This window comes from Burkholderia semiarida (assembly GCF_029268935.1).
GTDB classification, from domain to species: domain Bacteria; phylum Pseudomonadota; class Gammaproteobacteria; order Burkholderiales; family Burkholderiaceae; genus Burkholderia; species Burkholderia semiarida.
On the sequence record NZ_JAHLCL010000003.1, the window covers coordinates 114,785 to 133,685 of the forward strand.

Sequence of the window (18,901 nt, forward strand, 5' to 3'; positions counted from 1 at the left end):
CGCTCAGTTCGCCGGGCCGACGCCGCCGATCTTGTACTGCACGTACGACGAATCGCGCAGCTCGCGCAGCCAGTCGGCATAGGCCTGTTCGGCCTTGCGCTGGCCGATCGCCTGACGGGCGATGTCCATCTGCTGCTGCACCGACCCTTCCGCTTCACGGCGGCTCAGCACCTGGATCAGGTGGTAGCCGTACTCGGTGCGAATCGGCTGGCTGATCTGGCCGTCCTGCAGGCTGTTCATCGCGCGCTCGAATTCCGGCACGGTCTCGCCCGGGCTGATCCAGCCCAGATCGCCGCCCTGCGACGCCGAGCCGTCCTGCGAGTAGGTGCGCGCGAACTTCGCGAAATCGCCGCCGGCCTCGACCTGGTTGCGGATGTCGCTCAATTGCTGGCGCGCCTGGCCTTCCGACTTGCCTTCGCCGACGCGCAGCAGGATGTGGCGCACGTGCGTCTGCACGATCTTCGGCGCCGCGGCGCTCGCGCCCTGGCTCTGGCGGCGGTCGACGAGACGCACGATCTCGAAGCCGTCCGGCACGCGGATCAGCGTCGGGTTGACCTGGCCCGGGCGCAGCTTCGACGCGGCGTCGACGACGTCGGCCGGCAGCGCGCTCGGCGCCTTGAAGCCGAGATCGCCGCCCTTCTTCGCGTCGTTCGCTTCGGAGTTGTTCTTCGCGAGGCGCTCGAAATCGGCGCCCGACTTCGCCTGCTGCAGCAGCGCTTCGGCCTTCTTCTGCGCGGCTTCGATGTCGGCCTGCGGCGCGTTGGTGGGCGCCTTGATGAAGATGTGCTGGAAGCGCAGGTCCTGCTGCTGCGCCGCGTTCGGCCCGCGCTGGCTCGCGATGTAGTTCGCGACCTCGGCGTCCGATACCGTGATCTTGCCGTCGACTTCGCGCTCGCGCAGCTTCGACAGCATCAGCTCGGTACGCGCATCGTTCGTGAAGATGCTCCACGGCACGCCTTGCGCCTCGAGACGCGCGCGGTACTGGTCGAGCGTCATCCCGTTCGCCTGCGCGAGACGCTGCAGCGTGGCCTGCACGGTCGCGTCGTCGATGCGGATCCCGTCGTCCTTGGCCTTTTGCACCTGGATACGCTCGAGCACCATCTGGTTCAGCACCTGCGCGCGCAACTGGTCGGCCGGCGGCACCGGCGCGTTCTGCTGCTGCAGCCGGCGCGCGATCAGGCCGACGCGCTGGTCGAGTTCGCGGCCGGTGATCACGTCGTTGTTGACGACCGCGACGACTTCGTCGGCGAGCTGCGCACCTTGCGAACCGAGCGCCTGCGCCGCAGCGGGCGCGGCGGCGAGCAGCGCGGCGGACGCGGCGAGGCTGGACACGACTGCCGCGAAACGAAGGGTTTTCTTCATTGCCACTGAAACTCCATTGAAATCGTGCTGACCGGTGCAGACATGCCGGCGTTACTCGTAGTTGCTGAAGCGGGACATCGGCGGCGGCGGCGGCGGCAACGGCGTGTAGCCCGGCACCCCGGCGCGGAATGCGGACACGAGGCCGTTGTCGACCGTCGACAAGCCCTTGAGCGTCAGTTGCATCATGAATCGCGTCGACGAGTTCTGCTGTCCCGACGAATTGATGCCGTTCGCGGCCCGCTGCACCCCGACGCCGAGCGCCCAGCAATCCGCGTCGTATTGTAAGCCGACCAGACCGTCGACCACGCGATCTCCGGCGAAGTCGTAGTTGAAGCGGCCGATCGCATACAGGCGGCGCGTGAGCGGCCACTGCGCGGACACCAGGAACTGGTTGATCGGCTGGTTGTCGAGCGTGGTGTTCGTGCGCGTATAGCGGTAGCCGACGTTGATCACGCGGCGCTCGCCCGGGCTGTAGCCGAAACCGATACTCGACTTCACGAGCTGGTTGTTGTTCTGGTTGTACTGGAACGCCGTTTCCGACATGAAGCCCGAGCCGAGCTTCAGCGCGGCGCCGACGATCAGGTCCGAGTGGCGCGCCAGCACGGCGCTCTGCCCGGGCGTCAGCGTGACGCGCTGATCCGCGAAGTAGTACTGCTGCGCGATCACGAAGCGCGCGCGCTCGTCGCCGGTGCGCGGATCGATGAAGCGCGACGTGAGGCCGGCCGTGATCCGGTTCGCGTCGGCGATCCGGTCGTTACCGACGAACGTGTTCGGCTGGTAGATCTCCGCGAGGCCGAAGTCCGATTCCGCGGTGTCGAACAGCGGCGCGTTCGACTGGTCGCGATACGGCGTGTACACGTAGTACAGGCGCGGCTCGAGGGTCTGGATGAAGTCCTGGCCGAACAGGCGCACCGAACGGTCGAAGATCAGGCCCGAATCGAAGCTCACGGTCGGGATCGACTCGGTGAAGCGCTTCGGACTGTTCGGCGTGGTCGACGACAGGTAGTTCAGGTCGTACGACGCGAAGTGGTACTGGACCTTCGGCACGACGAAGTAGCCGGGCCCGTACACGCCGTACGAGATGTACGGATTGAAGACGATGCGGTCGCCTTCGGTCGCGTCGGCGGTCGTGATGCGGAACCGCGAATAATCGGCTTCCGCGCCGAAGTCGAAGCCGCCGACGTTGTACTTCGTGTACTTCACGTTCAACTGCGGCTCGCGGCTGTACGGCGCGATCGACGGCGGCAGCGTCTGCCAGTGCTGGTAGCGCGCGAGCACCGACCACGGGCCGTTGTTGTACGTAAGGCCGGCTTCCTGCTGGTACAGCGTCTGCGTCCCGTTGATGAACTGGTTCGCCGACCCGAGGTCTTCCGGATACGTGTTGTCCGAGACCTTGTTGTAATAGACGTAGCCGCCGAAACCGCCGCCGAAGTTCTGCTGGTGCTGCCAGTAGATCGCGTAGCGGTTGCGATGCGCGAGCCGGTCGTCCGGCAGGTAATTGGCCGTGAACGTGCCCGAATACGACGGCGACAGATAGCGGAACGTCGCCTCGGCCATCACGCCGCGCCGCGAGATGATGCGCGGCGTGAGCGTCAGGTCGCGGTTCGGCGCGATGTTGAAGTAGTACGGCAGCGACAGCTCGAAGCCGTTGCTCGAGTTCACCGAGAACGTCGGCGGCAGCAGGCCGCTGCGCCGCTCGCCCGACAGCGGGAACGTCATCCACGGGCTCGCGAAGATCGGCACGCCCTGGAAGAACAACACGCCGTTGCGCGCGGTACCCTCGTCGGCGCCCGTATCGAAGTCGAAGCGGCTGCCCTTGATGTACCACGCGGGATTCGTCGCGCACTGGCATGCGGTGTACGTGCCGTTGACGAACACCGAGCGCTCGTTGTCGACCATGTCGACGCGCTCCGCGCTGCCCGACCCGCCCGTCACGTTGAAGCGATACTTCGGCGCGGTCATGAAGCCCTGGTTCGCCTCGACCTTCAGGTGCGCCTCGGGGCCCGCGAACGACGTGCCGCCGTTGATCACCTTGACCTGGCCGTACGCATCGGCCATGTCGGTATCCTGATCGTAGTGGATCGCGTCGGCCTTCACGACCGCATCGCCGCGCCGCAGCTCGGCGGAGCCCTTCGCGGCGAGATCCTGCTCGGCGGTGCCGCTCGTGTGGTCGGCGATCACGAAGGCGGCCGGCTTCGCGCCGTCCTTCAGCGGATGATCCTCGAGCTGGGGTGCGAGACGCAGATCCCACGGCGAGTCGAGCGGCTGCGGCTGCGCAGCGGCGCCCGACAGCTGCGCGTACGACACGGCCGGCACGAGGCCGGGCACGGCCAGGAGCGCGAGCGCGAGCCGCCGTTTGCGCGGCGCCCCGTCACCGGGGAAAACATTCGGGAATAGCGGTTTGGGCGGCATCTATCGTTTGGCGAATCGCCCCTTGTCAACCGCGCCTGCACGGCACCTTCGCGCGCGGCGGACCGCGCCGTCGAGCCGCGACTGCGGCTCTTCGCAAACCGGGGAGGCGATCGGGCGGACGTCGCGACAGGCGCGGGCCTGCACGGCGGAAGCTGACGCGGGGCGCGTCAAAAAAGTCGTGGGGTATTATATGGCAAGACGTTCCCCCCTCCGCCGAGTTTCATGACGCCCCCATCCGCCGCATCCCAGCCCGACGCCCGCCTCGACGCGCTCACCGCGTGGCTGCGCCCGCTCGCCGGGCGCTACGCCCTCGATCTGTCGACCCTCGCGCCCGCGTCGTCGGACGCCAGTTTCCGCCGCTATTTCCGCGTCGCGTCCGCCGCGAGCCCCGGCGGCACGCTGATCGCCGTCGACGCGCCGCCGCCCGAGAAGTGCCGCGAATTTGTCCAGGTCGCGCAGTTGCTCGCCGCGGCCGGCGACCACGTGCCGGACGTGCTCGCCCACGATTTCGACGCGGGCTTCATGCTCGTGACGGACCTCGGCCGCACGTCGTACATCTCGGTGCTCGATCCGGCCGACCCGGCCGCCGCAAAACCGCTGATGCGGGCGGCGCTCGACGCGCTGATCCGCTTCCAGCTCACGTCGAAGCCCGACGTGCTGCCGCCGTTCGACGAAGCGTTCCTGCGCCGCGAAATGGAGCTGATGCCCGAATGGTTCGTCGGCCGCCACCTCGGCAAGCCCGTCACCGACGCGATGCGCGGCACGCTCGACCGCACGTTCGCGCTGCTGGTCGCGAGCGCGCACGCGCAGCCGCAAGGCTTCATGCTGCGCGACTTCATGCCGCGCAACCTGATGGTCTGCGAGCCGAACCCGGGCGTGCTCGACTTCCAGGACGCCGTGTACGGGCCGCTGACGTACGACGTCGTGTCGCTGCTGCGCGACGCGTTCATCAGCTGGGACGAGGAATTCGAGCTCGACTGCTTCGCGTACTACTGGGAAAAGGCGAAAAAGGCCGGCCTGCCGGTCGATCCCGACTTCGGCGAGTTCTACCGCCAGCTCGAATGGATGGGCCTGCAGCGCCACATCAAGATCCTCGGCCTGTTCGCGCGCATCAACTACCGCGACGGCAAGCCGCACTACCTGAACGACCTGCCGCGCTTCCTCGCGTATGCGCGCAAGGTCGCGCTGCGCTATCGTCCGCTCGTGCCGTTCGCGAAGCTGCTCGACGAGCTCGAGGGCAACGCGCCGGCCGACGTCGGCTATACGTTCTGAGCGCCCTTACACCCAGTCGAACATGAGCCCTACCCTGACCACGGCGATGATCTTCGCCGCCGGACGCGGCGAACGGATGCGTCCGCTGACCGACACCTGCCCGAAGCCGCTGCTCGAAGCCGGCGGCAAGCCGCTGATCGTGTGGCAGATCGAGGCGCTCGCGCGTGCGGGCATCGACACGATCGTGATCAACCATGCGTGGCTCGGCGAACGGATCGAGGCCGCGCTCGGCGACGGTTCGCGCTGGGGCGTGCGGCTCGCGTATTCGGCCGAAGGCGAAGCGCTGGAAACCGCCGGCGGCATCGCACAGGCGCTGCCGCTCATCGAGCGCGACGGCCAACCGACCGTGTTCGCGGCCGTCAGCGGCGACGTGTACTGCGCCTTCGACTACCGGACGCTCGCGCCGCGCGCCGCCCGGATGGCCGCACTCGACACGCCGGCGATGCACCTCGTGATGGTGCCGAACCCGCCGTTCCACCCGGCCGGCGACTTCGCGCTCGGCGACGACGGCCGTCTCGCGCTCGACGGCGCCGCGCGCTTCACGTTCGGCAACATCGGCCTGTACGACACACGGATGTTCCGCGACCTCGCGCCCGGCACGCGGCGCGCGCTGACGCCGTACTACCGCGCGGCGATCGAGGCCGGCCACGCGAGCGGCGAACTGTACGAAGGCATCTGGGAGAACGTCGGCACGCCCGCGCAGCTCGGCGAGCTGGACGCGCGGCTGCGCGCCGCGGGCTGAGCGGAGCCGACGGACGGCTGCGCACCGTCGTGCCGGCCGCCCGCTGCGCGCCACGGCACGCAGCACACCCGCAAGCCGTTACGCGGCCTCGGCCTCTTCCCCGCCGGCTGCCGCGCGCTGCTGCTGCAGCGCCCACATCTGCGCATACAGCCCGTCGGCGCGCACGAGTTCGTCGTGCGTGCCGCGCTCGACGATCCGCCCGTGATCCATCACGAGAATCTGCTGCGCGTGCACGACCGTCGACAGCCGGTGCGCGATCACGAGCGTCGTGCGATGCCGCGCGATCTGGTCGAGTTCGTGCTGGATCGCGCGTTCCGAGCGCGAATCGAGCGCCGCCGTCGCTTCGTCGAACAGCAGCACCGGCGGATCCTTCAGCAGCGTGCGCGCGATCGCGACGCGCTGCTTCTCGCCGCCGGACAGCTTCAGCCCGCGCTCGCCGACCGGCGTGTCATAGCCCTTCGGCAAGCTCTCGATGAAATCGTGGATGTGCGCGGCGCGCGCGGCCGCGACCACCTCGTCGCGGCTCGCCGTCGGCCGGCCGTACGCGATGTTGTAATAGATCGAATCGTTGAACAGCACGGTGTCCTGCGGCACGATCCCGATCGACGCGCGCAGCGATTCCTGCGTGACGTCGCGAATGTCCTGCCCGTCGATCCGGATCGCGCCGCCCGTCTGCCGGTCGAGATCGTAGAAGCGGAACAGCAGCCGCGACAGCGTCGATTTCCCCGAACCGCTGTGGCCGACCACCGCGGTCGTCGTGCCGGCCTCGATCGTAAAGGTCACGTCGTGCAGGATCGGCCGCGACGGCTCGTACGCGAAGTTCACGTGCTCGAAGCGCACCTGCGCACCGGCCACCGCGAGCGGCGGCGCATCCGGCCGGTCGGCCACTTCCTTCGGCGCCGACAGCAGCCCGAACATCCGATCCATGTCGGTGAGGCTCTGCTTCAGCTCGCGATAGACGACGCCCAGGAAATTCAGCGGGATGTACAGCTGCAGCATGAACGTGTTGATCAGCACGAGATCGCCGAGCGTCAGCTTGCCCGCGAGCACGCCCTGCGTCGCGCGCCACAGGATGAACACGAGCCCCGTGCCGATGATCGCCTGCTGGCCGAAGTTCAGCACCGACAGCGAGTTCTGCGAGCGGATCGCGGCCTTCCGGTAGCGCTGCAGGTTCTCGTCGTAGCGCTGCGCCTCCCACTCCTCGTTGCCGAAGTACTTCACCGTCTCGTAGTTGATCAGCGAGTCGATCGCCCGCGAGTTCGCGCGCGAATCGAGCTCGTTCATCGCGCGGCGGAAGTGCGTGCGCCAGTTGGTGACCTTCACGGTGAACACGATGTACGTGACGAGCGCGGCGAACGTCACGTACGCGTAGTACGCCTCGTACTTGACCACGAAGAAGCCGAGCACGAGCCCGACCTCGACGAGCGTCGGCAGGATGCTGTACAGCGAATACGAAATCAGTTGCTGGATGCCGCGCGTGCCGCGCTCGATGTCGCGCGACATGCCGCCCGTCTGGCGTTCGAGATGAAACCGCAGCGACAGCCCGTGCAGATGCCGGAACACCTGCAGCGCGAGCTGGCGCACCGCGCTCTCGGTGACCTTCGAGAACAGGATCTCGCGCAGCTCGGTAAAGAGCGACGTCGACAGCCGCACGAGCGCATACGCGACGACCAGCAGCCCGACACCGCCCGCGAGCACGATCCCGGCCGATTGCTCGGCACGGCCGAGCGCGGTGAGCTGCTGCACGGCGGACAGGTGATCGACGATACGCTTCATCACGACCGGCACGCCGAGGTTCGCGACCTTCGCGCCGATCAGGCAGCCGAGCGCGAGCGCGACCCGCCATTTGTAGGTGGTCAGGTACGGCAGCAGCGACCGGATGGTCTGCCAGTCGTTGCGAGGCCCGGTCGAAGCCGGCGCGGGCTCGCCGGAAGCGGGAAATCGGCGCATGGGGAAAAGGTCCTGCGGCGATGCCGGACGCGCGTATCGACGGCCGGCTCGCGCGCTTTCTCGTACAATTTGCGAACGTTGTATTGTCGCAGAAGCCGCTTCGCGCCGCTGCCGGCGGCCTTGCCGGCCGGCCTGCGCGCGGCGGCCCATTTATTACAGGATGAAAGCCCCCGCCATGACCGATTCGACCCTCGAACTCCCGCAGAAGCAGCCCGCGCTGCGCGTCGTCCCGCAACCGCACGACGCGAACGTTCACGGCGACGTGTTCGGCGGCTGGATCATGTCGCAGGTCGACATCGCCGGCTCGATTCCCGCGAGCCAGCGCGCGAACGGCCGCGTCGCGACGGTCGCGGTCAACTCGTTCGTGTTCAAGCAGCCGGTATTCGTCGGCGATCTGCTGAGCTTCTACGCCACGATCATGCGCACCGGCAACACGTCGATCACGGTCGACGTCGAGGTGTACGCGCAGCGCATGCGCCTGATGGGCGAAGTCGTGAAGGTCACCGAAGCGACGCTCACCTACGTCGCGACCGGCCCGGACCGCAAGCCGCGGCAACTGCCGCCGCTCTGACGCGGGCACGCGCAGCGGCGCGGCAGGCGGCCGTCAATGCGTGGCCGTCAGCCCGAACTCCCGCATCGCGGGCAGGAAATCGTGATTCAGCTTCGGCTTGCGCGACAGCTTCACCAGCACGTAGCGCTGGAACGGCGCGAGCCGCTGCCACTGCGCGAGCGCGGGCGCCGGCAGCCCGGCCAGCGCGCTCTGCTGCACGAGCGACTCCGGCACCGTGTCGACGTCGCGCCAGGCCGGCTGCTCGTCCGGCTGAAACCATGACGGCTCCAGATCGGCGTGCGTGCGCAGCATTTCGAACAGCGCATGATCGAAGTTGGGCTCGATCGCGGTGTCGTCGTCGGCCGGGAAGCGCGCGAGCAGCTTGCGATCCTCGAGCGGCAGCAGTTGCCACTGTTCGAGCGAAATCCGCAGCCCGAAGCGGTCGAGATTGAAACGCACGATCATCGGGATGTACGTGAAGTTTTCCGACGAATCGTGTTCGAAGTTGAAGAGCAACGGAGCGTCGCTGAGTCCCATGGTCGTTACCTGACGTGGCGGATGCCGGCGCGGCCGGCTTGCCTGGGGTATTTTAGAACCTCTGCGCGCGGGCGGCGGCACGATCGTCGCCGGCCGTGCGTCGAATCAACGGGAGTGCTCGTGAATCCGACCCAATCAGACGATCCGCGCGACGCGTTGCGCGATGAAGCGCGCGGCGCGATCGAGCTGCCCGTGAGCCGCACGCGCGGCGGCGCGGTCGAAACCGCGCACGACTTCGTCGGCCAGGAATGGCCGGTCGCACTCGTCTTCAACGGCATCTCGCACGCGGTGATGATGTGTACCCCATGCGACCTCGAAGCGTTCGCGGTCGGCTTCGCGATCTCGGAGGGGATCGTCGCGCGCGGCAGCGACATCAAGGACATCGAGGTAATCCTGCATGCCGATGCGCCGTTGCCGCACGCGGAAGTCCACCTGGAAGTCGTCCAGCAGGCGTTCGCCGCGCTGAAGGACCGGCGCCGCGCGCTCGCCGGGCGCACGGGCTGCGGCGTGTGCGGCATCGAAAGCATCGACCTGCTCGATCTGGCGCCCGAACGCGTGCCCGATACCGGCTTTCTCGCGCGCCTCGCGCCCGATGCGCTGGCGCGCGCCGCGCATGCGCTGCCGGCGCATCAGGCGCTCACGAAACTGACCGGCGGCCTGCACGCGGCCGCGTGGTGCGACGCAACAGGCGCGATCCGTGCGGCATTCGAGGATGTCGGCCGCCACAATGCGCTCGACAAGCTGATCGGCTCGCTCGTGCTGTCGCGCGCCGATACCACCGACGGCTTCGTGTTCCTGTCGAGCCGCGCGAGCTATGAGCTGGTACGCAAGGCCGCGCGGGTCGGCATCCCGCTGGTCGCGACCATCTCCGCGCCGTCGTCGCTCGCGATCGAGATCGCGAAGGCGGCCGGCTTGCGGCTCGTCAGCTTCTGCCGCGAAACGGGCCACGTCGACTACGGCACGGCCTGATCGCGGTCGAAGCCGCGCCGGCAAGCCACCGCCGGCGCGGCCTGCTCCGTCAGTCGAACTGACGGAAATCCGGCTTGCGCTTCTCGAAGAACGCCGTCATCGCCTCGCGTGCCTCCGGCGCGCGCAGCATCGCGGCGAAATGGCGCGCTTCCTCGGCCATCCGCGCGGGCGTCGCCACGCCGCCCGTCTCCTTGAGCAGCGCCTTGGTCACACGCAGCGATGCCGCCGGCAGCGCCGCCAGCTTCGCCGCCTGCTTCGCCGCGAATGCGTCGAGCTCCGCCGCCGGCAGCACGCGGTTGACGATGCCGATCCGGTGCGCTTCCAGCGCGTCGAACGCCTCGCCCAGCAGCAGCTTCTCGGCGGCGACCTGATGGCCGGCCAGGCGCGGCAGCAGCGCGCTCGACGCGGCTTCCGGGCACAGCCCGAGCTGCACGAAAGGCAGCGAGAACGTCGCGGTGTCGGCCGCGTAGACCAGATCGCAGTGCAGCAGCATCGTCACGCCGACGCCGACCGCAATGCCCGGCACCGCTGCCACGATCGGCTTGCTCGCGCTGCTGATCCGCGCCAGGAACTGGAACACCGAGGCGGTGTCGTCCTTCGGCGGCGATTTCAGGAAATCCTCGAGATCATTGCCCGCGCTGAAATTGCCGTCGCTGCCGCGCAGCAGGATCACGCGCGTCGCCTTGTCTTCCTGCGCGTCGGCGAGCGCGTCGGCCATCGTCTGGTACATCGCCGCCGTCAGCGCATTCTTCTTCGCCGGGCGTGCGATCGTGATCGTCATCACGCCGTCGGCGCGTTCCACTTGAATGTCGGCCACAACCGTCTCCTTTGACTGTCTCTACCGGAATGAAAAAACGGTGCGCGAGCTCGTGGCCCGCGCACCGTCGTCGCTTTTATCCGCGCCTCGCTTACAGGCGCTCGATGATGCCCGCGGCGCCCATGCCGGTGCCGACGCACATCGTGACCATCCCGTACTTCAGGTTGCGGCGGCGCAGGCCGTGCACGACGGTCGCCGCGCGGATCGCGCCGGTCGCGCCGAGCGGGTGGCCCAGTGCGATCGCGCCGCCCATCGGGTTGACCTTCGACGGATCGAGGCCGAGGTCGCGCATCACCGCCAGCGATTGCGCGGCGAACGCTTCGTTCAGTTCGATCCAGTCGAGATCGTCCTGTTTCAGGCCGGCGGCCTTCAGCGCGGCCGGAATCGCTTCCTTCGGACCGATACCCATGATTTCCGGCGGCACGCCGCGCACGGCGAAGCTCACGAAGCGCGCGAGCGGCGTCAGGTTGAATGCCTTGAGCACCTTCTCCGACACGACGAGCAGCGCGCCCGCGCCGTCCGACGTCTGCGAGCTGTTGCCGGCCGTGACCGAGCCCTTGTTCGCGAACACCGTGCGCAGCTTCGCGAGGCCTTCGAGCGACGTATCCGCGCGCGGACCTTCGTCGAGCTTGATCTCGCGCGTCTTCACGTCGACTTCGCCGGTCGCGAGGTTCGGGAAACGCTCGGTGATCGTGTACGCGGCGATTTCGTCGCCGAACTCGCCGGCCTGCTGCGCGGCGAGCGCCTTGCGGTGCGACTCGACCGAGAACGCGTCCTGGTCCTCGCGGCTCACCTTCCACTGCTCGGCGACGCGCTCGGCCGTCAGGCCCATCCCGTACGCGATGCCGAAGTCTTCGCTGCGATCGAAGATGTGCGGCGACATCGACGGCTTGTTGCCCATCATCGGCACCATGCTCATCGATTCGCAGCCGCCCGCGAAGATCGCGTCCGATTCGCCGACGCGGATGCGGTCGGCCGCCATCGCCAGCGCGGTGATGCCCGACGCGCAGAAGCGGTTGACCGTCACGCCGCCGACCGTCTGCGGCAGGCCCGCCAGCAGCGCGCCCATGCGCGCGACGTTCAGGCCCTGCTCTGCTTCCGGAATCGCGCAGCCGATGATCGCGTCCTCGATCACCTTCGTGTCGAGGCCGGGCACCTGAGCGACCGCCGACTTGATCGCGTGAACCAGGAGTTCGTCGGGGCGCGTGTTCTTGAAGACACCGCGCGGGGCCTTGCCAATCGGGGTGCGGCTGGCGGCGACGATGTATGCGTCTTGCAGTTGTTTGCTCATTTCAGACTCCTTGTCTGCTCGCTCAGTTACGCACCGGCTTGCCGGTCTGCAACATGCCCATGATCCGTTCCTGCGTCTTCTGCGTGCCGAGCAGCTCGACGAACGCGCGACGCTCGAGCGCGAGCAGCCATTCTTCGTCGACGAGGCTGCCGGCTTCGACGTCGCCGCCGCACACGGCTTCGGCGATGCGGCTCGCGATCAGGTAGTCGTGGTCGCTGATGAAGCGGCCGTCACGCATGTTGACGAGCGATGCCTTGATCGTCGCGATCGCCGAGCGGCCCGCGACCGGCACGTCCTTCGCGCGCAGCGGCGCGCGGTAGCCGGTGGCGGCCAGCGCACGCGCTTCCTTCTTCGCGGTGTCGAGCAGTTCGAACACGTTGAAGACGATCGTGTCGGACGGCTTCACGTAGCCCATCGCACGCGCGTCGTGCGCGGACGACGACACCTTCGCCATCGCCGCGTTCTCGAACGACTTCGTGACGAACTTCAGGATGTCGGTGGTCGCGTTCGCGGCCGTCGCGGCTTCCGCTGCGCGCAGCGCCGCTTCCTTCAGGCCGCCGCCGGCCGGCACGAGGCCGACGCCCACTTCGACGAGGCCGATGTAGCTCTCGACGTGCACGACGCGCTTCGCGCTGTGCAGCATCAGCTCGCACCCGCCGCCGAGCGCGATGCCCGACACGGCCGCGACGACCGGCACGTTCGCGTACTTCACGCGCAGCATGCCTTCCTGGAACTTCTTCACGAACGGCTCGATGCCCTTCGCGCCGCCCATCATGAACGCGGGCATCGCCTCCTCGAGGTTCGCGCCTGCCGAGAACGGGCCGCCCGGCGTGCCGAGCTTCAGCGACGTCGGCTGCCAGATCACCACGCCCTTGTAATCCTTCTCCGCGAGTTCGATCGCCTGCACGAGGCCGTCGATCACGCTCGGTCCGATCGTGTTCATCTTCGACTTGAACGACACGATCACGACGTCGTCCTCGCCGGCACGATCGTCGACCCACGCGCGCACCGCGTCGGTTTCGAACAGCGTCTTGCCGTACGTCTTCGGGTCGGCGCCGGCTTCGCCGACGAGCGGCGCACGGAACACCTGCTTGTCGTACACGGCCAGGTCCGAACGCGGCACGAAACGCTTGGCGGCCGGCGCCCACGAGCCTTCGGCCGTGTGCACGCCGCCCTTCTCGGCGACCGGGCCTTCGAGTACCCACGACGGCAGCGGCACGTTCGCGAGCGCCTTGCCGGCCGCGATGTCTTCCTGCACCCATTCGGCGACCTGCTTCCAGCCGGCGGCCTGCCAGCCTTCGAACGGGCCTTCGTTCCAGCCGAAGCCCCAGCGGATCGCGAGGTCGACGTCGCGCGCGTTGTCGGCGATCGATTCGAGATGCACGCCGATGTAGTGGAACACGTCGCGGAAGATCGACCACAGGAACTGCGCGTGCGGATGGTTCGTCTCGCGCAGCAGCTTCAGGCGTTCCGCCGGCGGACGCTTCAGGATGCGGCCGACCGTTTCGTCCGCCTTCGCGCCCGAGTCGACGTAGGTGCCCGTCTTCGCGTCGAGCACCTTGATCGCCTTGCCTTCCTTCTTGTAGAACCCGCCGCCCGTCTTCTGGCCGAGCGCGCCCTGCTTCACCAGCTCGGCGAGCACGGCGGGCGTCTGGTAGACCGGGAAGAACGGATCGTCGGCGAGGTTGTCCTGCATCGTCTTGATCACGTGCGCCATCGTGTCGAGGCCGACCACGTCCGCGGTGCGGAACGTCGCCGACTTCGCGCGGCCGAGGCGGCTGCCCGTCAGGTCGTCGACTTCGTCGAAGCGCAGGCCGAACTTCGCGGCCTCGGTGATCACCGCGAGGATCGAGAAGATGCCGACGCGGTTCGCGATGAAGTTCGGCGTGTCCTTCGCGCGCACGACGCCCTTGCCGACGACGCTCGTCAGGAACGTTTCGAGCTGGTCGAGGATTTCCGGGCGCGTATGCGCGGTCGGGATCAGCTCGACGAGGTGCATGTAGCGCGGCGGGTTGAAGAAGTGCACGCCGCAGAAGCGCGCCTTCAGCTCGTCCGAGAAACCTTCGGACAGCTTCGTGATCGACAGGCCCGACGTGTTGGTCGCGAAGATCGCGTGCGAGGCGATGTGCGGTGCGACCTTCTTGTACAGGTCGTGCTTCCAGTCCATCCGCTCGGCGATCGCCTCGATCACGACGTCGCATTCGGCGAGCTTCGCGATGTCGTCCTCGTAGTTCGCCGCTTCGAGATACTTCGCGTCGTCCTTCACGCCGAACGGCGCGGGCGACAGCTTCTTCAGGTTCTCGATCGCCTTCAGCGCGATCGCGTTTTTCGGGCCTTCCTTGGCCGGCAGGTCGAACAGCAGCACCGGCACGCGCGCGTTGACGAGGTGCGCGGCGATCTGCGCGCCCATCACGCCGGCGCCCAGCACGGCGACCTTGCGAATCAGGAAATTGCTCACGGGATGTCTCCGGATAGTGTCGTGCAGCGCGGAATATGGGGGCTGCACGGCGAAGTGAGTACCAGAACCGTTGCGTTCGGGCGGCGCGCGGCGCGCACCGCCCGGACTTGGATCAGAACAGCGATTCGTCGACTTCCATCAGCGTCTTCGAACCGGCGCGCGCGGCGCGGATCGTCGATGCCGTTTCGGGCAGCAGGCGCGCGAAGTAGAAGCGGGCGGTGGCGAGCTTCGACTTGTAGAACGGATCGCCCGACGCTTCGTTGTCGAGGGCGATGCGCGCCATGCGCGCCCAGAAGTACGAGAACACCAGGTGGCCGACGGTGCGCAGGTACGGCACGGCCGCGGCGCCGACTTCGTCCGGGTTCTGCATCGCCTTCATGCCGATTTCCATCGTCAGCTTCTGCACCTTTTCACCGATGTCGGCGAGCGGGTTGATGAACTCGGCCATCTCGGGCTTCACGCCTTCGGCTTCCGCGAATTCGGTCACGAGCTTGCCGAACTTCTTCAGCTTCGCGCCCATGTCGCCGAGCACCTTGCGGCCCAGCAGGTCGAGCGACTGGATCGAGTTCGTGCCTTCGTAGATCATGTTGATCCGCGCGTCGCGCACGTACTGCTCCATGCCCCACTCGGAGATGAAGCCGTGGCCGCCGTAGATCTGCATCGCATGGTTCGTGCACTCGAACGCGTTGTCGGTCAGGAACGCCTTGATGATCGGCGTGAGCAGCGCGACGAGGTCGGCCGCTTCCTTGCGCACCGCTTCGTCGGCGTGCGACAGCTCCTTGTCGATCTGCAGCGCGGACCAGTACGTGAATGCGCGCGCGCCTTCCGCGTAGGCCTTCTGCGTGAGCAGCATGCGGCGCACGTCCGGGTGCACGATGATCGGATCGGCCGGCTTGTCCGGTGCCTTCGGGCCGGTCAGCGAACGCATCTGCAGGCGTTCCTTCGCGTACGTCAGCGAGTTCTGGTACGCGACTTCCGTGAGGCCGAGGCCCTGCATGCCGACACCCAGACGCGCGGCATTCATCATCACGAACATCGCGTTCAAGCCCTTGTTCGGCTCGCCGACCATCCAGCCCTTCGCACCGTCGAGGTTCATCACGCACGTCGAGTTGCCGTGGATGCCCATCTTGTGCTCGATCGAGCCGCACTTGATGCCGTTGCGCTCGCCCGGCTCGCCCGAAGCGTCCGGAATGAACTTCGGCACGATGAACAGCGAGATCCCCTTCGTGCCTTGCGGCGCGTCCGGCAGGCGCGCGAGCACGAGGTGGACGATGTTCTTCGACATGTCGTGCTCGCCGCTCGAGATGAAGATCTTCGTGCCGCTGATCGAGTACGAGCCGTCGCCGTTCGGTTCGGCCTTGGTGCGCAGGATGCCGAGGTCGGTGCCGCAGTGCGGCTCGGTCAGGCACATCGTGCCGGTCCATTCGCCCGACACGAGCTTCGGCAGGTATTGCTGCTGCAGTTCCGGCGCGCCGTGCGCGTGCAGGCATTCGTACGCGCCGTGCGACAGGCCCGGATACATCGTCCAGGCCTGGTTCGCCGAGTTCAGCATTTCGTAGAGTGCGTTGTTCACGAACGCGGGCAGCCCCTGGCCGCCGTAGTCCGGATCGCAGCCGAGCGCCGGCCAGCCGGCCTCGACGTACTGCTGATACGCTTCCTTGAAGCCGGTCGGGGTCTTCACGACGCCGTCGCCTTCATACGTGCAGCCTTCGCGGTCGCCGACCTGGTTCAGCGGGAACAGTACCTCGGAGCAGAACTTGCCCGCTTCCTCGAGGACCTGGTTGATCGTGTCGGCGTCGAGGTCCGCATGCTTGGGCATTTGCTTGACTTCGGCTTCGACGTTCAGAAGCTCGTGCAACACGAATTGCATGTCGCGCAGCGGCGCGGCGTACTGTCCCATGACTCTCTCCAAAGGTGGGCAAACGGCTCGAGCTCCTGGCGGGCGGGTCACGCGCCGCTAACGGCTCTCGCTCTGATACGAAACAATCGTCTTTTCCAGCGCGGCCCACGTGAGGCGCACGGCGTCCGGCGAATGCAGGAAGCGTGCGTCGTGATGCAGGCCGAGCGTGAAGCTGTACAACTCGAAGAGCATCAATTCCGGATCCGTATCCGCGCGCAGATGCCCTTCTTCCATCGCCTGCGAAATGGCGCGCAGCAACGCGGCACGCCAGGCGGTTACGCTCGCGATCAACTGTTCGCGCACGGGGCTGTCCGGCCGGTCGTCGTACTCCACCGCGCCGCTGATGTAGATGCACCCGGTCGTCACCTCCTGGATGCGCTTCTCCATCCAGCGCGCCAGCATCGCCCGAAGACGCGGCAGACCGCGCGCCTCGCGCAGGCTCGGAAAGAACACCTCGTTCTCGAAACGATGGTGGTACTCGCGCACGACCTCGACCTGCAGGTCCTCGCGCGATCCGAAGTGCGCGAACACGCCGCTCTTGCTCATCTGCATGCGCTCGGCCAGCAGGCCGATCGTCAGCCCCTCCAGCCCGTCACGGCTGGCGAGGTCCAAAGCAGCTTCGAGTATCGCGGCACGCGTCTGTTCGCCTTTTCGCATAGCTATTTCTGTAACCGTTCGGGGGTTCGAATAAAATCGAACGGCCGTACTATTATTGAGTGCGGCCGCTCGCGAAACAAGGAAATTATTAGAAACCGGTGTCTAACCGAGCCGCTATTTTGCGCGATTCCGGCGGGACCGGAGCGGCTTTTCCGCACGAACGTGCGGACGGATTTTTGAAGTGAATGCTTAGTCTGCGTCAGTCGTAACCGCCGACCGTCAGCGCCTTCATCAGGAGGCGGTACGTGTTGTACGCCAGCCAGTTCAGCAGCCGCTCGATGCGCGGGCGCGCGGCGTAGTGCGCGGCGTCGATCTCGCGCCCTTCGGCGAACGCGGTGGCGATCGCGTCGCGCAACTGGTTCGTGACTGCATCGTAGCGCACCAGCACGACGTTCGCTTCATTGTTCAGCATCAGGCTCAGCGCGTCCAGATTCGACGAGCCGACCGTCGCCCAGTTGTCGTCGATCACGGCGACCTTGCCGTGCAGGATCGTCTTGTCGTATTCGGCGACGCGCACGCCCGCGCGCAACAGCGAGTGATACAGGAACGGCACGGCCGTATCGAGCGCCGTGAACTCCTTGCGGCCGATCAGCACCTGCACGTCGACGCCGCGGCGGGCCGCGCCCGTCAGCGCGCGGCGCAGCTTGCGGCCCGGCATGAAGTACGGATTCGCGAGCAGGATCCGCTGGCGCGCCTGGCCGATCGCCGCGAGATACGCCTTCTCGATCGCGCGGCGGTTCACGACGTTGTCGCGCGCGACGAACGCGACGCTCGGCTCGGTCACGACCCGCAGCGCGCCGGCCTTGATCCACCGGTGGCTGCGCATCCAGCGCCGGAACATGTCCGGGAACGCTTCGCCGCCGTGCAGCCCGGCCGCGTACTGCGCGTACGGCTTGTGGCCGAACTGGATCCGGTGCCACTGCAGCTCGAACGCGGCGCGCACGTCGGACACCGCGGGCCCGGCCATCTCGACCGCGAAATCCCAGCGCGGGAACGGCAGCGTCGCGCTGCCCTGCGTGTAGTCGTCGACGATGTTGATGCCGCCGCAGAACGCGACCGCGTGATCGACCACCGCGAGCTTGCGGTGCGTGCGCGAGAAGCCGAAGCGGCCAAACAGGTAGCGGTTGTAGATGCAGTGCTCGACACCGGCCTCGGCCCACGTGTCGAACAGCGGCAGGCGGGCGGTGCCGATGCCGTCGGTGATCACGCGCACGCGCACGCCGCGCCGCGCGGCGCGGATCAGCGCGTCCGACACCGGCCGGCCGGCCGCGTCGTCGCAGAAGATGTAGGTTTCGAGCATCACCTGCTCGCGGGCGGCATCGATCCGATCGATCAGCGCCTGGAAGAATTCGCCGCCGGTTTCGCACAGCCGCACGGTGTTGCCGGCCGTAAACGCGAGCCGCGACGCGGAGCCGCGCTCCTGCAGGAACATCTGCCGCAATTGCGCGAAGCGCTTGCGGGTTTCCGCATTCATGCGGACGAGCCGTGCGGCGCGCGCGCGAGCGCCACGCGTACGGGCAATTGCAGGATCGCCTCGGCGTTCGACGGCGAGAAACAGCGCGCGGCCGCCTCGCGGAACGGCAGCCACGCGTGATCGACGTGCTCGCGCGGCGACAGCGTCACGTCGACACGATGCGGCACGCACAGCCCGAACCAGTGCTCGACGTTGCGCGTGACGCCCGGCGCATAGCGGTGCAGGTATTGCGGATAGATCGTGTATTCGATCCGGTGATGCCAGTCGACGAGCGCGCTGGCCGGCACGTCGGGCGTGCCGACCGCGATGCCGGTTTCCTCGGCTACTTCGCGCGCGGCGGTGAGCGCGAGCGGCTCGTCGAGCGCGTCCTTCGAGCCGGTGACCGATTGCCAGAAATCGGGCTGGTCGGCACGCTTGATCACGAGCACGTCGAGGTCGGGCGTGTAGATCACGACGAGAACGGATTCAGGGATTTTCGGCGGCTTCGTCATCTTGGTTTCATGCGGCACG

At 67.4% G+C, this 18,901-nt stretch carries 15 protein-coding genes; 4 read left to right on the top strand and 11 right to left on the bottom strand.

What is annotated here, in order from left to right:
* Positions 1–3: 3 nt before the first annotated feature.
* Complete coding sequence (locus KPB06_RS04280) at positions 4–1,362, bottom strand: peptidylprolyl isomerase (protein ID WP_059578719.1); 1,359 nt, start codon at positions 1,360–1,362, stop codon at positions 4–6.
* A 51-nt stretch (positions 1,363–1,413) separates the two neighbouring features.
* The gene (locus tag KPB06_RS04285) at positions 1,414–3,774 is read right to left on the bottom strand and encodes an LPS-assembly protein LptD (protein WP_059578721.1); all 2,361 of its coding nucleotides are present in this window, start codon (positions 3,772–3,774) and stop codon (positions 1,414–1,416) included.
* 222 nt (positions 3,775–3,996) lie between these two features.
* Here KPB06_RS04285 and KPB06_RS04290 point away from each other — a divergent pair, with 222 nt between their 5' ends.
* Positions 3,997–5,046: an aminoglycoside phosphotransferase family protein gene (locus KPB06_RS04290; RefSeq protein WP_059642949.1), complete on the top strand. Its 1,050-nt coding sequence runs from the start codon at positions 3,997–3,999 to the stop codon at positions 5,044–5,046.
* A 22-nt stretch (positions 5,047–5,068) separates the two neighbouring features.
* Positions 5,069–5,788, top strand: a complete 720-nt coding sequence (murU, locus tag KPB06_RS04295) for an N-acetylmuramate alpha-1-phosphate uridylyltransferase MurU (RefSeq protein ID WP_059578727.1) — start codon at positions 5,069–5,071, stop codon at positions 5,786–5,788.
* Between the two features lie 78 nt (positions 5,789–5,866).
* On the opposite strand, the gene KPB06_RS04300 is transcribed toward murU, so the two are convergent.
* Positions 5,867–7,738: an ABCB family ABC transporter ATP-binding protein/permease gene (locus tag KPB06_RS04300; RefSeq protein WP_275920420.1), complete on the bottom strand. Its 1,872-nt coding sequence runs from the start codon at positions 7,736–7,738 to the stop codon at positions 5,867–5,869.
* Positions 7,739–7,913: 175 nt separating this feature from the next.
* On the opposite strand from KPB06_RS04300, the gene KPB06_RS04305 reads away from it, so the two are divergent.
* Positions 7,914–8,309, top strand: a complete 396-nt coding sequence (locus KPB06_RS04305) for an acyl-CoA thioesterase (protein WP_006485741.1) — start codon at positions 7,914–7,916, stop codon at positions 8,307–8,309.
* Between the two features lie 33 nt (positions 8,310–8,342).
* On the opposite strand, the gene KPB06_RS04310 is transcribed toward KPB06_RS04305, so the two are convergent.
* The gene (locus tag KPB06_RS04310; RefSeq protein WP_059642940.1) at positions 8,343–8,825 is read right to left on the bottom strand and encodes a nitrate reductase associated protein; all 483 of its coding nucleotides are present in this window, start codon (positions 8,823–8,825) and stop codon (positions 8,343–8,345) included.
* 114 nt (positions 8,826–8,939) lie between these two features.
* Here KPB06_RS04310 and fdhD point away from each other — a divergent pair, with 114 nt between their 5' ends.
* Positions 8,940–9,794 (top strand): formate dehydrogenase accessory sulfurtransferase FdhD, encoded by an 855-nt coding sequence (gene fdhD, locus KPB06_RS04315; protein ID WP_099316803.1) that lies wholly within the window; start codon positions 8,940–8,942, stop codon positions 9,792–9,794.
* 49 nt (positions 9,795–9,843) lie between these two features.
* Here fdhD and KPB06_RS04320 read toward each other — a convergent pair whose 3' ends face one another.
* The 7 genes from KPB06_RS04320 to nudB form a co-directional block, all read right to left on the bottom strand.
* A complete protein-coding gene (locus tag KPB06_RS04320; RefSeq protein WP_124862634.1) occupies positions 9,844–10,611 on the bottom strand; it encodes an enoyl-CoA hydratase in 768 nt (255 codons plus the stop codon).
* A 91-nt stretch (positions 10,612–10,702) separates the two neighbouring features.
* Positions 10,703–11,902: an acetyl-CoA C-acyltransferase gene (locus KPB06_RS04325; RefSeq protein WP_060314956.1), complete on the bottom strand. Its 1,200-nt coding sequence runs from the start codon at positions 11,900–11,902 to the stop codon at positions 10,703–10,705.
* Between the two features lie 22 nt (positions 11,903–11,924).
* Positions 11,925–14,360, bottom strand: coding sequence for a 3-hydroxyacyl-CoA dehydrogenase/enoyl-CoA hydratase family protein (locus KPB06_RS04330; protein WP_059578752.1), 2,436 nt, complete (start codon positions 14,358–14,360; stop codon positions 11,925–11,927).
* A 112-nt stretch (positions 14,361–14,472) separates the two neighbouring features.
* On the bottom strand, positions 14,473–16,260 hold the full coding sequence (locus KPB06_RS04335; RefSeq protein ID WP_104011909.1) for an acyl-CoA dehydrogenase C-terminal domain-containing protein: 1,788 nt from the start codon (positions 16,258–16,260) through the stop codon (positions 14,473–14,475).
* A gap of 57 nt (positions 16,261–16,317) precedes the next feature.
* Positions 16,318–16,917, bottom strand: coding sequence for a TetR/AcrR family transcriptional regulator (locus tag KPB06_RS04340; RefSeq protein WP_059578757.1), 600 nt, complete (start codon positions 16,915–16,917; stop codon positions 16,318–16,320).
* Between the two features lie 199 nt (positions 16,918–17,116).
* Positions 17,117–18,391 (bottom strand): cardiolipin synthase ClsB, encoded by a 1,275-nt coding sequence (clsB, locus tag KPB06_RS04345; RefSeq protein ID WP_059578760.1) that lies wholly within the window; start codon positions 18,389–18,391, stop codon positions 17,117–17,119.
* Positions 18,388–18,882 carry a dihydroneopterin triphosphate diphosphatase gene (gene nudB, locus KPB06_RS04350; protein ID WP_059578816.1) on the bottom strand — a complete coding sequence of 165 codons (495 nt, stop codon included), beginning with the start codon at positions 18,880–18,882 and terminating at the stop codon, positions 18,388–18,390. The genes clsB and nudB overlap by 4 nt, the downstream gene beginning before the upstream one ends.
* Positions 18,883–18,901 lie beyond the last annotated feature (19 nt).

Excerpts from the sequence above, each read along its gene's own strand:
- KPB06_RS04280 (WP_059578719.1), bottom strand. The coding sequence starts at position 1,362 with ATGAAGAAAACCCTTCGTTTCGCGGCAGTCGTGTCCAGCCTCGCCGCG.
- KPB06_RS04340 (WP_059578757.1), bottom strand. The coding sequence starts at position 16,917 with ATGCGAAAAGGCGAACAGACGCGTGCCGCGATACTCGAAGCTGCTTTG.
- KPB06_RS04300 (WP_275920420.1), bottom strand. The coding sequence starts at position 7,738 with ATGCGCCGATTTCCCGCTTCCGGCGAGCCCGCGCCGGCTTCGACCGGG.
- KPB06_RS04285 (WP_059578721.1), bottom strand. The coding sequence starts at position 3,774 with ATGCCGCCCAAACCGCTATTCCCGAATGTTTTCCCCGGTGACGGGGCG.
- KPB06_RS04310 (WP_059642940.1), bottom strand. The coding sequence starts at position 8,825 with ATGGGACTCAGCGACGCTCCGTTGCTCTTCAACTTCGAACACGATTCG.
- KPB06_RS04305 (WP_006485741.1), top strand. The coding sequence starts at position 7,914 with ATGACCGATTCGACCCTCGAACTCCCGCAGAAGCAGCCCGCGCTGCGC.
- murU (WP_059578727.1), top strand. The coding sequence starts at position 5,069 with ATGAGCCCTACCCTGACCACGGCGATGATCTTCGCCGCCGGACGCGGC.
- KPB06_RS04290 (WP_059642949.1), top strand. The coding sequence starts at position 3,997 with ATGACGCCCCCATCCGCCGCATCCCAGCCCGACGCCCGCCTCGACGCG.
- KPB06_RS04335 (WP_104011909.1), bottom strand. The coding sequence starts at position 16,260 with ATGGGACAGTACGCCGCGCCGCTGCGCGACATGCAATTCGTGTTGCAC.
- KPB06_RS04325 (WP_060314956.1), bottom strand. The coding sequence starts at position 11,902 with ATGAGCAAACAACTGCAAGACGCATACATCGTCGCCGCCAGCCGCACC.
- clsB (WP_059578760.1), bottom strand. The coding sequence starts at position 18,391 with ATGAATGCGGAAACCCGCAAGCGCTTCGCGCAATTGCGGCAGATGTTC.
- nudB (WP_059578816.1), bottom strand. The coding sequence starts at position 18,882 with ATGACGAAGCCGCCGAAAATCCCTGAATCCGTTCTCGTCGTGATCTAC.